General features: G+C 49.3%; 10 protein-coding genes. 1 reads left to right on the top strand and 9 read right to left on the bottom strand.

Annotation, left to right across the window (positions count from 1 at the left end; all coding sequences use genetic code 11):
* Window positions 1-231 precede the first annotated feature (231 nt).
* Window positions 232-1,785, top strand: a complete 1,554-nt coding sequence (locus Q0J85_RS04795) for an ATP-binding protein (protein WP_294478729.1) — start codon at window positions 232-234, stop codon at window positions 1,783-1,785.
* A 53-nt stretch (window positions 1,786-1,838) separates the two neighbouring features.
* Here the strand turns inward: Q0J85_RS04795 and Q0J85_RS04790 are convergent, their stop codons facing one another.
* From Q0J85_RS04790 to Q0J85_RS04750, 9 genes are all read right to left on the bottom strand, one after another.
* Window positions 1,839-2,165 (bottom strand): hypothetical protein, encoded by a 327-nt coding sequence (locus tag Q0J85_RS04790; RefSeq protein WP_294478726.1) that lies wholly within the window; start codon window positions 2,163-2,165, stop codon window positions 1,839-1,841.
* A 382-nt stretch (window positions 2,166-2,547) separates the two neighbouring features.
* Window positions 2,548-5,025 carry a beta-galactosidase gene (locus tag Q0J85_RS04785; RefSeq protein WP_294478724.1) on the bottom strand — a complete coding sequence of 826 codons (2,478 nt, stop codon included), beginning with the start codon at window positions 5,023-5,025 and terminating at the stop codon, window positions 2,548-2,550.
* Window positions 5,026-5,210: 185 nt separating this feature from the next.
* Entirely contained in the window at window positions 5,211-5,936 is a 726-nt protein-coding gene (locus Q0J85_RS04780; RefSeq protein WP_294478722.1) for a type II secretion system protein, read from the bottom strand.
* A 14-nt stretch (window positions 5,937-5,950) separates the two neighbouring features.
* Window positions 5,951-6,991, bottom strand: coding sequence for a LacI family DNA-binding transcriptional regulator (locus tag Q0J85_RS04775; RefSeq protein ID WP_294478720.1), 1,041 nt, complete (start codon window positions 6,989-6,991; stop codon window positions 5,951-5,953).
* Between the two features lie 373 nt (window positions 6,992-7,364).
* Complete coding sequence (locus tag Q0J85_RS04770; protein ID WP_294478718.1) at window positions 7,365-8,312, bottom strand: DUF4434 domain-containing protein; 948 nt, start codon at window positions 8,310-8,312, stop codon at window positions 7,365-7,367.
* A gap of 83 nt (window positions 8,313-8,395) precedes the next feature.
* The gene (locus tag Q0J85_RS04765) at window positions 8,396-9,457 is read right to left on the bottom strand and encodes a metallophosphoesterase (RefSeq protein WP_294478716.1); all 1,062 of its coding nucleotides are present in this window, start codon (window positions 9,455-9,457) and stop codon (window positions 8,396-8,398) included.
* An 11-nt stretch (window positions 9,458-9,468) separates the two neighbouring features.
* Window positions 9,469-10,506: an endonuclease/exonuclease/phosphatase family protein gene (locus Q0J85_RS04760; RefSeq protein ID WP_294478714.1), complete on the bottom strand. Its 1,038-nt coding sequence runs from the start codon at window positions 10,504-10,506 to the stop codon at window positions 9,469-9,471.
* A gap of 223 nt (window positions 10,507-10,729) precedes the next feature.
* Complete coding sequence (locus tag Q0J85_RS04755) at window positions 10,730-12,256, bottom strand: cellulase family glycosylhydrolase (RefSeq protein ID WP_294478712.1); 1,527 nt, start codon at window positions 12,254-12,256, stop codon at window positions 10,730-10,732.
* Between the two features lie 9 nt (window positions 12,257-12,265).
* On the bottom strand, window positions 12,266-12,994 hold the full coding sequence (locus tag Q0J85_RS04750) for a prepilin-type N-terminal cleavage/methylation domain-containing protein (protein ID WP_294478708.1): 729 nt from the start codon (window positions 12,992-12,994) through the stop codon (window positions 12,266-12,268).
* Window positions 12,995-13,024 lie beyond the last annotated feature (30 nt).

Below are 13,024 nucleotides of genomic sequence, written 5' to 3'. Positions count from 1 at the left end.
TTGTTGCGTAATTTTGTAAATGCTGTTTCTGATATGCAAAATTACGCGATATTACGCAACAAAACGCATACATGAAATTTGCGAGATACAGGATAAAACGCAAAAAGCATCCTCCTGGACGCCATGAAATGCCCCGTTGTAACGGAACACGAATGGAAGAGGATTTCTTCCGTCTCCTTGAATTTCGGCGTTGACAGAGTATATTGAATTTCGGCGGGAGGTTATGGTTATATGAAGAAAATTACAAGCAGTGTTTACACTTTTGAAGATATCATTAAGGATGAGTTCCTTTATGTCGATAAGACAGAATTCATCTGGTCGCTTATCAGTCAGGGAAAGGCTATGTATTTCCTGTCCCGTCCGCGCCGCTTCGGCAAGTCGCTGACCGTCTCCACCCTCAAAGCGGTTTTTCAGGGCAAAAAAGAACTCTTCAAGGGGCTGGCTATTTATGACAAGCCTTATGATTGGAAGCCCTATCCCGTGATTCATCTGGATATGGGGAATTGTCAGGCAAAGACTCCAGAGGAGTTGAACAACTTCTTATTCGACACACTCACTTCCCTGGCAGAAGAGCATAATATGCAATTGCGCGGGCAATCCAATGCCACGCGTTTTGAATTTTTAATTGAAGATATTGCAAAGAAAAATCCTGTTGTCATTCTTCTTGACGAATATGACAAACCAATCCTGAATACTTTGACCGCCCCGGAGGCTATGGCGTGCCGGGACGTTTTGAAGGGGTTCTATTCTTCTATCAAAAAATGCGAAAGCAGGGAACGCTTTGTATTCGTTACAGGTGCAACGAAGTTCTGCCACGTCTCGTTGTTCTCCGATCTCAATAACCTGACCGACATCACGATGAATCGTGATTATGCAACGATGTTCGGCTATACTCAGGAGGAATTCGAAACTTATTTTGTTGACCGCATTGATTCAGCCTGTAAGCAGCTGGATATGTCACGGGAAAAGCTGCTTCAGGAAATCAAAGCGTGGTATGACGGATACAGATTTCATGCGAAAGCTGAATCTGTTTACAATCCGGTTTCATTGGCTCAGTTTTTTACGAACGATGCCGAATTCAACAACTACTGGTTTTCCACAGGAACACCATCGTTTCTGATGGGATTAATCAAAAAAGCGAACTTCAATTTTGAAAAAACACTCAATGAGCCTGTTATGGGATTGGCTTTCAATGCGTTTGAAATAGACAAAATTGATCCACTGGCTCTTTTGTTGCAGACGGGATACTTGACCATAAAAAGTTCGTTCGTAGATCTCGGAGAAACGTTGTATTATCTCGATTTCCCCAACCGGGAAGTCAAAAGCGCATTTGAAACCTACCTGATCAGCGATTATGCCTCCATTCCGCAGGAAACAGTCGGCGCAAACGTATTTAAGATGGTCAAGGCGATCAAAGCCCGCGATATCAATCTGTTCATGGAATTGCTGAAAACATTCTTCGCCGCAGTGCAGTACGATGTTGCAACAGACACGGAAGGACGTTTTCAGTTGCTATTCTACTCGGTATTCCTATTGATCGGGGTAAGAGTGGAAGCGGAATCCCGTACGAACAACGGACGCATTGACGCGGTGATTTGCGATGGGGATCAGGTCTACATCTTTGAATTCAAACTTAATCAAACCGCAGAGATTGCATTAAAACAAATCCAAGGGAAGGAGTATTTCCAAAAATACCAGTACTCGGGAAAGCGTATTACCCTCATTGGTGTGAATTTTGATACAGCTGCCCGCCAAATCTCCGACTGGGAAATCAAAGCAACATAATTCATTGTTCCTGTATTTGTGCATTTTCGACTTGACAGACAAACAAGTCGGGACTATCTGGGCTTATTGATTCGGTAATGAAGACTACTTGCTATTTCCTGCGGAGATAACCTAGCTTGTAAATGTAAGCGCCCAGCCAGCTCCATGGTGATGGTGGATCGAGGGAAGATTTTTTCGAAAGGGAAGATGGCCACAAAATGAATGCCGTCAGACGACGATAACCGCCCGACGGCATTCATCTTTTTGGTAAATTCCCACTCAAAAAAATCCCTCTTCCTCCTCACCATGGGGCTCGCTGGGCGCATACCTTGAATCGTCAAACCGCTCTCCCAATACTCTGACAGTTGTTCTACCCAATAATCTCGTCCTTCGCGTCCCATGCCATCCTCCTTTCGTTCGGGGTTGGGAAAAACATAGCACGCAAGTAACCTCAAATCCAGATGGGGCTGGCTGGGCGCTTACGAATTAAGAAAATCGCTTATGGTTGGAATGATAAAGGCGTAACGAAAGTTGCGAGAATTATATTGAAACGGTTTGCTAACGCCAGTGAATGGGAAAATTACTGGCAGAAAAGGATGAACATGGTCGGTAATGTAGTTGTCACGGTTGGCAACTACAAGTTGTTTTCACAAAATTTGGGACAATAACAATTTTTTCCAACGCTCTCCGCGATATCCGCCTCATCATGGGGCTCACTGTTACTTCCCTTCAAAAAATCTCCCCCAGCTCCCCCTCGCCATGGGGGGGGCTGGGCGCTTACACTCATCGTCCGTCGGGAAGTGTCTGTCCCGGCAGGATACCGGCATCCTGTCCTTGAACGGCCACAGCGGCTTTTCGCGCACGCCACTCTTCCGGTGTCAGGAGTTTCCAATCCGGGAGCTCATCGGCATAAACAGCCAAAGGTTCATTCGGAATGATGATCGATCCATCCGGATTCAACGCCACCGGATCGAGCCGCCAGCTCACGATCTTGCTAACAGCGCGCCAACCAAACACGGAGATGCGATGCGGCTTCTGAGCCGAGTGTATTCCCTGCTCCACACGATCAAGCGCCCAACAGACGATGGTGTAACGCGGGCCGTCGGCTTCTTCTGACTCCTTTTCGAGAATATATGCTTCCAGCCCCAAAGCGGGATCAGCCATTCCAACCAATTTTCTGCCGCGCATTGCATCGGTCGAAGCGGCATAGGCCAGCAATCTGAGCTTCGGCTGCCAATTCAGGTCAAACAATCCGGAGTAAAGCAGATTTCCGGCTTCCTGAAAATCGCGGGCGAGAAAATAGGTCACACTTTCCATATTCTGGAGAAAAAGGTCGCGGGCGAAAAGTTTCATCAGATCACCGGGATGCCCGTAACAGGATTCCTCACTGTTATGAAGCTGTTTGGAAGAAAAACCGCGTCTGGCGCGTTCATCGCGCATCCAGTCGGCAAATCCCCACTTGGGAACACTCCAGGTGTAGTGCAGCGAATAAGCATCGAAACATTCGTCCACTCCGGCATCAAACGCCCGTTCAATCCAGGCACGTCCGCGTCCTTCGACCCGATCTCGCTCAAGGCTGGCCCAGGTCGCTCCGAATCCGAGAAACGGGAATTTGCGGTTCGGATATGCGCGGTCAAGCGCGAAGCGGGTCATTTTTGCCTCCTCCACATAGTCTTCAGGCGTGCTGTCACCGACCCACCAGACATGGGAAGCATCGACCTCGTTCCCCAACTCGACGGAATGAATCACATCCTCCGGGACATGATCGAAAAGTTTACGAAGATAGTCGCGATAAAGAGGGTAATATTCCGGTTTGCAGGCCGCGAGTTTGTTGCCGTGTCCCCTGCCGTAACGGGCGGGGGCGAACCCCGTGGTCAACATGAGTTTCATCCCGTGTTTTCCGGCCAGAGATATTTCGTAATCGAGTTGGCGAAAGTCGAATTTACCTGGCTCCACTCCAAGACGGTGCCAGCATGGTTCAGCGGTTCTGAGAAATTCCACTCCTGCCCGGGCGAGCAGCTCAAGAGCAGCGGCGGTTCGTTCCTCATCCACTCCGACCTCGACAAACGGTTTCTCTATTCCGTGGACGCCAAAACGCATCCGCTTTCGGGATCGGATGGCAGAAGGCGCAGGAAGCGGACGTGACTTCATCTTGCGCAGAACTTCGGCTGTGGTCTCCGGATTCCACTCTTCGTTGGTTTCAGCCAGTTTGGCCGGATAGGTTCGCATCTGAATATCGTGGATCATTTCGCGAAAAAATGTCTTTCGTTCCTCCGGGGAAGCTCCGTTCGGAATTCCTTTCCATGGCGACCCCGGCGGGCGATTACCGCGCGGCGCCCAAGCGGGATCAGCAGTCAAGACGATCGCATCCAGAAAGAGACGGATGTTATCCGTCCCTGGCCTGGGACGGCTCGCCGTGATTCGAAACGTATGCACACCGGCGGAGCGAAATTCCTTTACTCCCACCTTCGTCCAGAAAAAATAAGCCCGAGGATGGGGGAAACCGTAGGCTGGGCTATAAGGACGACGCCCGACCAGGTCAATCGGCAACTCGCCATCCCACCGGATCGAGCAGGGCGAAGCCCAGCCAACATGAAACGGCGTTGCGGCAATCCAGACATGGTAAGTTCCCGGAGCTGGAACATTCAGTTCGTATTGCGCATAATAGCCGTCGGGAGCCGCTTCAGGATCGACTTTACGGTCGATGCTGAAATACATTCCCCCGGAAGCCCCCTGGCCTTTCTCATTCAGGAACGGTACATTGGCGCGTACTCCGATATTGCTCTCATCCGGCAGTTCCGCCTCTCGCCAGACCATGGTTCCTTTCGGGGCGTTCGGCTGGGCTCCCGGAGAAAAAGCGGGATGGTTTCCGGCGGGTCGATAGTTCTCGTCAGAGGTAAGGACAAGGGCATCCAGAAATACAACAACTTTAGAATCGGCGGATCGTCCTTTTCCAGCCTCGATTCTGAGAGTGTAGACTCCGGGAGCGGCAAAATCTCGCTTCCCTGCGTCATGCCAGAAAAAAAACTGTTCGTTTTTTCCCTTTCCATAGGGAACGCCTTGGTATTTTCTGCCGCTCATATCGATCTTTCCCGCCTGGTCATTCCAGCGGATCGAGTAAGTCGAAGCCCATCCGGTCACAAGCGGCGTCGAAGCGATCCAGAGTCGATAGGAGCCGGATTTCTTCACATGAAATTCGTATTCCGCAAAACGGATCGTGCCGCCGGTGGAGGATTCGGGCCGTTCATTCTTCAAAAACATCCCACACGAAGCTCCTCCGGCCCCCCCATCGGAGAGAGCCGCAATCCCGGGCGTGAAATTGGTTTGTCTCGCCTCTTCCCCCTCCAGCCAGATCGTTTCCGCCAGCACGGGTACAAGGGGAAAGAAAAATCCAAGAACCATTCGAATAATGAATTGCAAACGCATGACAAATCCTTTCAATCCCCTCAATTGTTATCCGTAACGCTCCAGTTGAAGCCGAATTTACCCCAATATGCGTGACCCTTGTTTGCACGGGCTCTCAACATCAGGGTCGAATTGATGTATTCGACGTGTCCGTCGAGAAAATTAAGATTGATCCCTATGGAGTGCCCGTATTCCGTCCCGAAAAATGCTTTCCCCCCGGAAACTTCGGCAGGAGTCTGCGTGTAGGTATAATGGGCAACTACCCCCTCATCGGGCGCCTTCGGCATATTTCCGTCAAGAATGACAACCGTCCGCGACGGATGTTTGAAATTTCCCCGTTTGTGATACTCCCGCGTGGTTCGCTGCTGTGAAAGATTAACGTTCTGCCCGTAACTCAGTCGGGCATCTTCCCCGAACTTGAAGGATGTTTCATGCAATGCGACGAAGTCCTTCATGGATTTGCTGTTTTCCTCCGTTGATGCGGGACAGAAGAATATTTTCCCGGTGGCGTTTTTCCCGAGATACGGAGCCAGTGTCGTCGGCCATACGATATTACCCGGCCACCGGATTCCGGCTGCGATGAAGTCGTTGTACTCGTCACTGTAACTGATGTGTCCGAACGCGATCTGCTTGAGATTGCCGGAACAGGAACTCCTGTGAGCGGTACTGCGCGCCCGCTGAAGCGCCGGAAGCAGCATCCCCGCCAGAATCGCAATGATTGCAATCACTACTAACAATTCAATTAATGTGAAAAAACTTCTTTTCATGGGGGATTCCTTTCTTACAGATGTTGTGGTGTGGTTTCTCTTTCCATAAGTTTCGGAGCGATACGAATCAGCTGTCGGCGATAGTCGGCCTCACAGAAAATCCGAAAAATCTCCGTCGCCATCTCCTCTGCGGGCAGCCGGACAGTGGTTGGAGAGACTGGATCGAATTTGTCAGAATAGCCATCAACGCCGGTCACCGCAATCTCTTCCGGCACTCTGATTCCGGCCAGCCGCAATTCGATGGTAACAAGTTGGGCAATTCGATCATTGTAGCAGACGAACGACTCCGGACGCTCCGCCAAACCGGCCAGACGCCGCACCCAGACGCGACACTCCTCTGCCGAGAGGAAGCTGGTCATTCCGACCAGCCGCATACCAGGATGTTCTGTGACGGCATTTTGCAGGTGGGTGCGCCGCCAGCAACTGGAATTGCTTTCCGGAACACCACTTCCCACATACCAGAGCCTTTGGAGTCCGCAATTGCCCAACACCCCGCAGATCATCCGCATGACCTGTCCTTCGTCAAAACTGACCGCGGCAGAGCAATCGTAATCCGGTTCACGGTTCCGGATGTTGATGATCGGAATTCCGCACCGGCAGAACTGCTTACGCAAATCCGCATTGCTCTCCTCGCCGACCCAGGAGATGATGATGCAATCCACCCGCCGGATTAAAAAACGGTTCAAAATCTCCCGCTCACGCTTTTCATCCCCCTCCGAGGACTCTGAAATCACAAGATAACCGTTGTCCACGAAAAGCCTGCTGCACGCGGAAATCAACTCCTGAGACATGGCGGAACGATTCGAGGGCAGCAGCAGCCCGATGTTGCGGCTGCGCCCGGAAACCAGTGTACGAGCCAAGTCGTTTGGAATATAACCGAGTTCCTCGGCAGCCGCAAGAATCTTGTTTTTCGTCTTTTCGCTGATGCCGACCGTCGTCTTCTTATCCGGATTCAAAGCGGCATATACCGCCACACGCGAAACGCCCACATATCTTGCAAGCATCGCCACCGTAACCTGCCGCCCGGCTTCTCCCTGTCCTGTTGTTTCCACCATCTTACATACCTGTTATAGCTCGTGCTATATTCGTTCTCAAAAAAATAATCCGCGCATCCGGCCTCCTGTTATAGCTCGTGCTATATATTATGAATCAATTTTTTCGGAAAGTCAAGTCCTTCAGAAAAAAAATTGGAGAAAATATCCAGGTTCCCTGTGCTGTCAAGTCTCAATCCGGCATAATCGGTTGTATTGCTCCCTTTTATTCCGTTTGAAACTTGGCAGAACAGAACCCGTCTGAAAGGACCCCTGGGGAAAAAAGCGACATGCCACATCAGACTCTTTGCTGAAATGTCGCCAGGTGATATTACCTGAACTGATTTCCTCCTCATCAGGTTGGGCACATGCTTGTTATTTTTGACTGATTGCCAAGTTATTGGTTGAGTTCCGGCAAGTGAAAGTGTTCACAATAACGATTAAACAAATGCCGGGCAGCCTGGTAACATGAATTCGGACTCATAAAGTGCGAAAATTCAAAAGTAACAGCTTTGGCAATTCCGGCAGCTTGAGCGGCCTTTAACTTCAGCAACATTTTCTCCCATTTGATCGGCAGGAATTTAATCGGCATGTCACGATCGAAAGATTCACAATTGGTCCAACATTGCATCCCGTGAAGATCTGCCAGCTCCCGATTGACACTCAGAAAATCTTTCAACTCGGAAAAGTCGCAATATCCATCCTGAAATGCAAGAATATCAACCGCATCTTGAATTCCGGAAAGAATATCATTCCACTCTCTGGCATGTTCTTCAACCGAAATGCTTCCATCCTTGCGGATAATATCACTGTTGAAAGCACTGATTGATTTCATTCCGTCAATGTAAGGAGAAATCATCACCGGCAAATTGTTGGAGAGCTCCTTGCACAGTCTGCCGATCTGCGCATAAATGTCAACGGTTCCACGCATTTTTCGGCTGATTTCCTGGGTCAGATACCAGCCTTGAAACGCTTTGCGGTGTCCGTATTTCTCCCAAACTTCATTGATGACGGCACGATTGATTTCCTGTTCCCGGGACGGGTTGCCGTTTTTCCAGTAATATCCGGAATCGTACGTTCCCATGAAAAACTTCATCTCATAACGTTCCGCCAGTTCCAGGAAAAGATCCACCAGATCCAAAGGCGGCAAATACCCCAGACACTCACGGGCCAGCACTTGCGATGGATAAGTCATCCATCTGCGAAGACCGCATCGGATCAGAATTACCGTGTCGATTCCAATCGAATGCATCCGCTGAAAATCAGCCTCCCACTCTGTCCTGCCCCAATTCTGATGCGGGATATCGTATGAAATTTCATCGAGAAAAGTTCCAGTTATTTTCATATTCGTCTTTCTGTGTTGATAAGTTTAAATTTATGATCCTATGTTTCACAAATTCCGGTATATTCGATTTCGTGTAAACTGGTTCAATATGGAACCGAAAAATCGTTTCCGGCTCCATAGCGGAACACATTAAGACACCGGGCCGTACGATTGAGTGCAACCATATTCCAGGCCTGTTCGCTGGCTGTGCCGAAACAACGTTCCGGTGCTTCAGGACTGTTCCGGTAACAGAGTGAGGAGAGGAACGATACCTCGGGATAGCCGTGATCAGAATGAACAGCATCGATATGTTCATGCCCGCAGAGCAGTGCGATTAGTTCTCGAGGTCCCTGGCGAGAAAAATCCGCCTCAATTTCATGAATCATATCATTCGGATCAAATAAAAAGGCTTCCGGCAAAACATCCTCAGCTCCAGTCCGACAGCGTCCTCCCGTTTGAAATGCGTGAAAAATCTTTATCAATGCCGGCCCATTTAAAATGAAACCAAGCGCCATGTGGCTGACCGCCAATATGCCCCACTGTTCAGAATTCGGCACGTTTGAAAAGTTAAGTGCCTTATGGACAACGAACTCAAGTTGAGCCTCGGAAAAACCATGGTGGTTGATGCTGTAATATTTAAGTTTTCCGTTTGGACCTGTTTCGAGAGGAAGATCAACGGCGTTCAGAATCAACAATCGTACTTTCTGGTCCGGAAAATCCAAATAATAGCAATTGCTGACTTCAGGAGCAGCAATTGCTCCTGCCGGCAACCCGTCCGGTTGAACAAGATTTTGCCATTCCTGGCCGGAAATTGCTTCACTGCCATCCGGAGCATTGTCTCGACAGTAATAGGTATTGTCATCGTGATTGCCGATCACGAACAGCACCGGGAGTCCCGAACTGCGCAATGCTTCCGCACTCAGAGCAGCTTCGCGGCGACTCTGTACTTTAGGGCGATTGCCATTGCTCATATCACCGACGTGAAGCAGAAACCGTGCGTTGCATAATTTCCCAGCCGCGGCAAAAGCATGCATATGCGCAAGTGCATTCGCACCATATTCGGCCAAGTTGTTCTTTTCTTCGAAGTGGGTATCGGCGATCAGACCAAACAGCAACGTGTTGTCATTTCCGGTATTTTTTCGTACCCGGCTGCAGAACTCATTCATATAGTTTCCCATTATTCAACCACTGCTTCCGAATATACAAAATCGGCGAGGTTTCCGCGATGATCGGAGGGCCATCTCCCGTCTTTCGGGCTTGAGACCGGATCGGCGGTTGGAGTAAGGTCCCGTTCCCCATGTTTGATCATTCCCTGTGGCCCAAGCAGAATTACACGTTCAAGCTTCAGCTTCCCGGGATGGTAGAAAATAAAGTCGATCCGATCGCGCTCATCTGCCTCCGGAGCCCAGGAAAGCCGGCCTGCACTGACCGCAGAGTTGTCACAAGGATAGGTAAATCCCGGGTGTGTTACGGGATTGGGATATAATTCCCGGTAGGAATCACGAAAACCGTTCTTTTCCAATAAAGCGGTCGAATGCCAGGAGATTACAGTTCCATTGTGGTCATATAAGTTCTTCGTTTCCTCTCCCCAATCCCGCCAAGAAGGCTCATTGAAATCCCCTCCCAGCACAACTATGTCTCCAGCCGCAATGTGTGCCCGGGCATCGGCTGTAATCGCCCGGATCGCCTCCGGACGACCAGAAGCAAGGTTCATCGCAACAATTTTTTCCAGATCGGTCACCGGTTCGGACAACTTTTTCCAAGTTTCGCCGCTGTATCCTCGCGGCAGATAACAGGCGTAGTTGCGGTAATTCAGATGAACACTGTAAGCGACGATTTTTTGTCCATTGTCAGGATTCAGCACGGCTTTGTACGCGGATGGAAGCAATGCCTCCTGAACAATTGGAAAGCGTGAGATCACCTGATTGGCCCCATCGAGGCGGCTGCCGTAATATTGAAGGTCTGCACTTTTCAGTTGTGCGAGCAGATCGTCAACAATCCGATCTTTCACGCATTCACAGAGAAAAACGATGTCGGGGCGATGTTTTTTGATCTCATCGCCAATCATTACGCGAGCGCCGGGTACACCGTAGCCGCTGTTCCAAACATTCAATTGCATGACGCGCAGTGTCTCTGCCCCAACAGAAAGCATCTGTACCATCAGCAGTATGCTCCAGAATTTTCGCATTGATAACCCATAAAATACTTTTACCATGGATAATCCGTTTTTTATCTTGCCGCCTTTTCTCGGAACGTTTTTTCGATCGCAGCATGAAGGTCGCTTCCGCGATCTTCATGCTGTACCCGATAATCAACTCCTTTCCAAATTTTCCGGCTCCCACACCCATCGCAAATAGAGCGGCTCAAACCAGTAACAGCTACGTTCCAAGCATGCTTCCTTCTTGTTATCACATAATACCAAAACGACTTTCGTTTTTTTATTTTTCGTTTTTCTGCATGTATTTTAACAGCACGCGTCTGCGGGGCGTATCTCCGATTCGCGTTCTGTCATTTTTATCAGAACCAATTTCAGCATCCCAACCATTGTATTCGCGATAAGCGTGATAAGTCCAATCCCAGCCGTTTTCTTCAAAAATCGAAATAACGTCTTCAAGCCACTTTTCCGCATTCGGCGCCCAGCGAGCGACACCAAATTCGCCAACATAGATCGGTACATTATATTTGTTCTGGAAGTCGATAACCGGCTGCATGATTTGTTTGAGCTTCTCCCGGTTCCACTCCTCTCCAGCAATATGACCGGGATACAGAACGCCATCCGGTTTGCCCACCACTCCCTGATGCGTGAACGTGTTCGGATAATAGAAGTGGAAGCTGTAAATCATATTCGGCTGGTTAATCGGCACCAGCGTCCGGAATCCTTCCGGTCCGCCCCAGTCGGTCGATTCGACAATAATGGGAGTCTCGGGATCTACTTCACGGATTGCTGCTGCAATTTTGGCTGCGAGTCGATTCCAGTCGAGGCCACCGTCGGTTTGGTAGACGTAATTTTCATCTCGTGGTTCATTCAGCAGATCGTAGCCCCAGATGACCGGGTCTTTGCCATATTTTGCCGCAATTTCCCGCCAGATGTCAGCGAGAAGCTGCTGATCTTTCGGGTCCCAGCTCAACTGATTACGCAACAGTACATCTGTACTGGTCCCGGGACCGATGTGCATGTCGATCAGAATCTTGATCCCGTATTTGCGGGCAAGCGGAATGAGTTTGTCCAATTCAACGAGTTTGTTTTCGACAATTTTGCGGAATCCTGCTTCAGTCGTGTGATCCAATCCGTTGTTCTGGCCGATCTGGAAGCGGATCAGATTCGCATTCCAAACTTCTTTCAACTCCCGGATCGCTTCTTCGGAAAGATCATTGCCGGACATGACACCGCGATATTGCGTCCGCTTCTGCCGCGGCAACTGTTTTTCGAGCCGTGCCGGAACCTTCAAAGCCGGTGCGAGAAACACCCGTACCTCATCAATCCAGACAGTGCCGGTCGTCCCCTGCAGACCAAGATTCAGATACGCCGTCGTTGCCGTGGCCGGAACATGCCAGTAGCGTGAGAACTTCTCCCAGTTGTAGGTCCCGTGTTTCTTGGTCTGATCAGGATAGGAAGTCTTTCCATCATGGGTGACGGAAAGCATCAACTTGGGCCCCAGGTAGCTACGTGATGATTTCTTGACCTGATCTGCTTTCATCCAGCCTTCGACCACTACGCCACGTCCTCGAAGTTTGTTAATATCAAGCGGTATATAGGTCAAATGATTTCCATTTGGATCCGTACTATGGAATTTCAAACAGCCGGAATTATTGATTCCACCATCGGGCTGCCAAGTCATATCCGGATTTTTGCTCCATTTTGACAACGCATCCTTGCGATTGAAGTCTGCCTGGAATACGACTTCTTCGACAGCGCAAGAGAGCAAAGCCGAAAAAACAGCCAGAACAAGTAGTATTTGCTTCATTTTTCCCCCTCAGTAATTACCGTAGAAGTTCCAGGAAAACAGCGCATCACGATCCCACCAATAACGTTGAACGTCTGCTCTTTGCACTTTTGAAACATGCCCGTCAAAATATCCTGCATTCAAACCGTCGCCATGACGATAAGCTGCATTTCCGGAACCTACTTGATTATGATCTTCCCCCGTATAACCTTCAAATTCATATACCATCGAATCGATGGCATCCATCCACGCGGCAGATTTTGTAGGAGATTTTAATTTCGCAAGATGCCACGCTTTCCCCTGTGACATCTCACTGACCGGATAGCAGGTAATGCCGTAAGACGCACTTGGATTATGCTTTGTCCAATGATCGTCCGGCGCAAGTACCGCTGCAGAATTAGGACAGAGCAAACCTGCTGGAAGTGTTTGATTTGCAGAAACATTGCTATTGGTAGTTTCCGCTTCTGTTGTTCCGCCTAATATACTCCGCCATTCAATAATCCGAAACCAGCTTGGATTTGCTACAGGAACCCAGTAGTTGTTGTTACTCATGGAGTATTGAATTCCTGCTTGTGTATACTGTTTCAGGACGCCGACGCAAGTAATTCCTTTGGCACTGTCTCGAGCCTTGTTCAACGCCGGAAGCAGCATTGCAGCAAGGATTGCGATGATCGCAATCACAACTAAAAGCTCAATTAATGTGAATGAATGCCGATCTTGGGTAATTTGTTTCTTTCTGATGACCCTGGAGTTTCCCATAATAAATCTCTCCTTGTGTAAGATTCTGAT

The sequence above is a fragment of the uncultured Victivallis sp. genome (assembly GCA_944389935.1).
In the GTDB taxonomy this organism is placed as follows: domain Bacteria; phylum Verrucomicrobiota; class Lentisphaeria; order Victivallales; family Victivallaceae; genus Victivallis.
This window is presented reverse-complemented; position numbering and strand designations above follow the sequence as displayed.

Bases quoted from the DNA above. Each gene is read 5' to 3' on its own strand.
- Q0J85_RS04790 (WP_294478726.1), bottom strand. From the start codon at position 2,165: ATGGGACGCGAAGGACGAGATTATTGGGTAGAACAACTGTCAGAGTAT.
- Q0J85_RS04780 (WP_294478722.1), bottom strand. From the start codon at position 5,936: ATGAAAAGAAGTTTTTTCACATTAATTGAATTGTTAGTAGTGATTGCA.
- Q0J85_RS04770 (WP_294478718.1), bottom strand. From the start codon at position 8,312: ATGAAAATAACTGGAACTTTTCTCGATGAAATTTCATACGATATCCCG.
- Q0J85_RS04785 (WP_294478724.1), bottom strand. From the start codon at position 5,025: ATGTTTTTGAAGAATGAACGGCCCGAATCCTCCACCGGCGGCACGATC.
- Q0J85_RS04765 (WP_294478716.1), bottom strand. From the start codon at position 9,457: ATGAATGAGTTCTGCAGCCGGGTACGAAAAAATACCGGAAATGACAAC.
- Q0J85_RS04795 (WP_294478729.1), top strand. From the start codon at position 232: ATGAAGAAAATTACAAGCAGTGTTTACACTTTTGAAGATATCATTAAG.
- Q0J85_RS04750 (WP_294478708.1), bottom strand. From the start codon at position 12,994: ATGGGAAACTCCAGGGTCATCAGAAAGAAACAAATTACCCAAGATCGG.
- Q0J85_RS04755 (WP_294478712.1), bottom strand. From the start codon at position 12,256: ATGAAGCAAATACTACTTGTTCTGGCTGTTTTTTCGGCTTTGCTCTCT.
- Q0J85_RS04760 (WP_294478714.1), bottom strand. From the start codon at position 10,506: ATGGTAAAAGTATTTTATGGGTTATCAATGCGAAAATTCTGGAGCATA.
- Q0J85_RS04775 (WP_294478720.1), bottom strand. From the start codon at position 6,991: ATGGTGGAAACAACAGGACAGGGAGAAGCCGGGCGGCAGGTTACGGTG.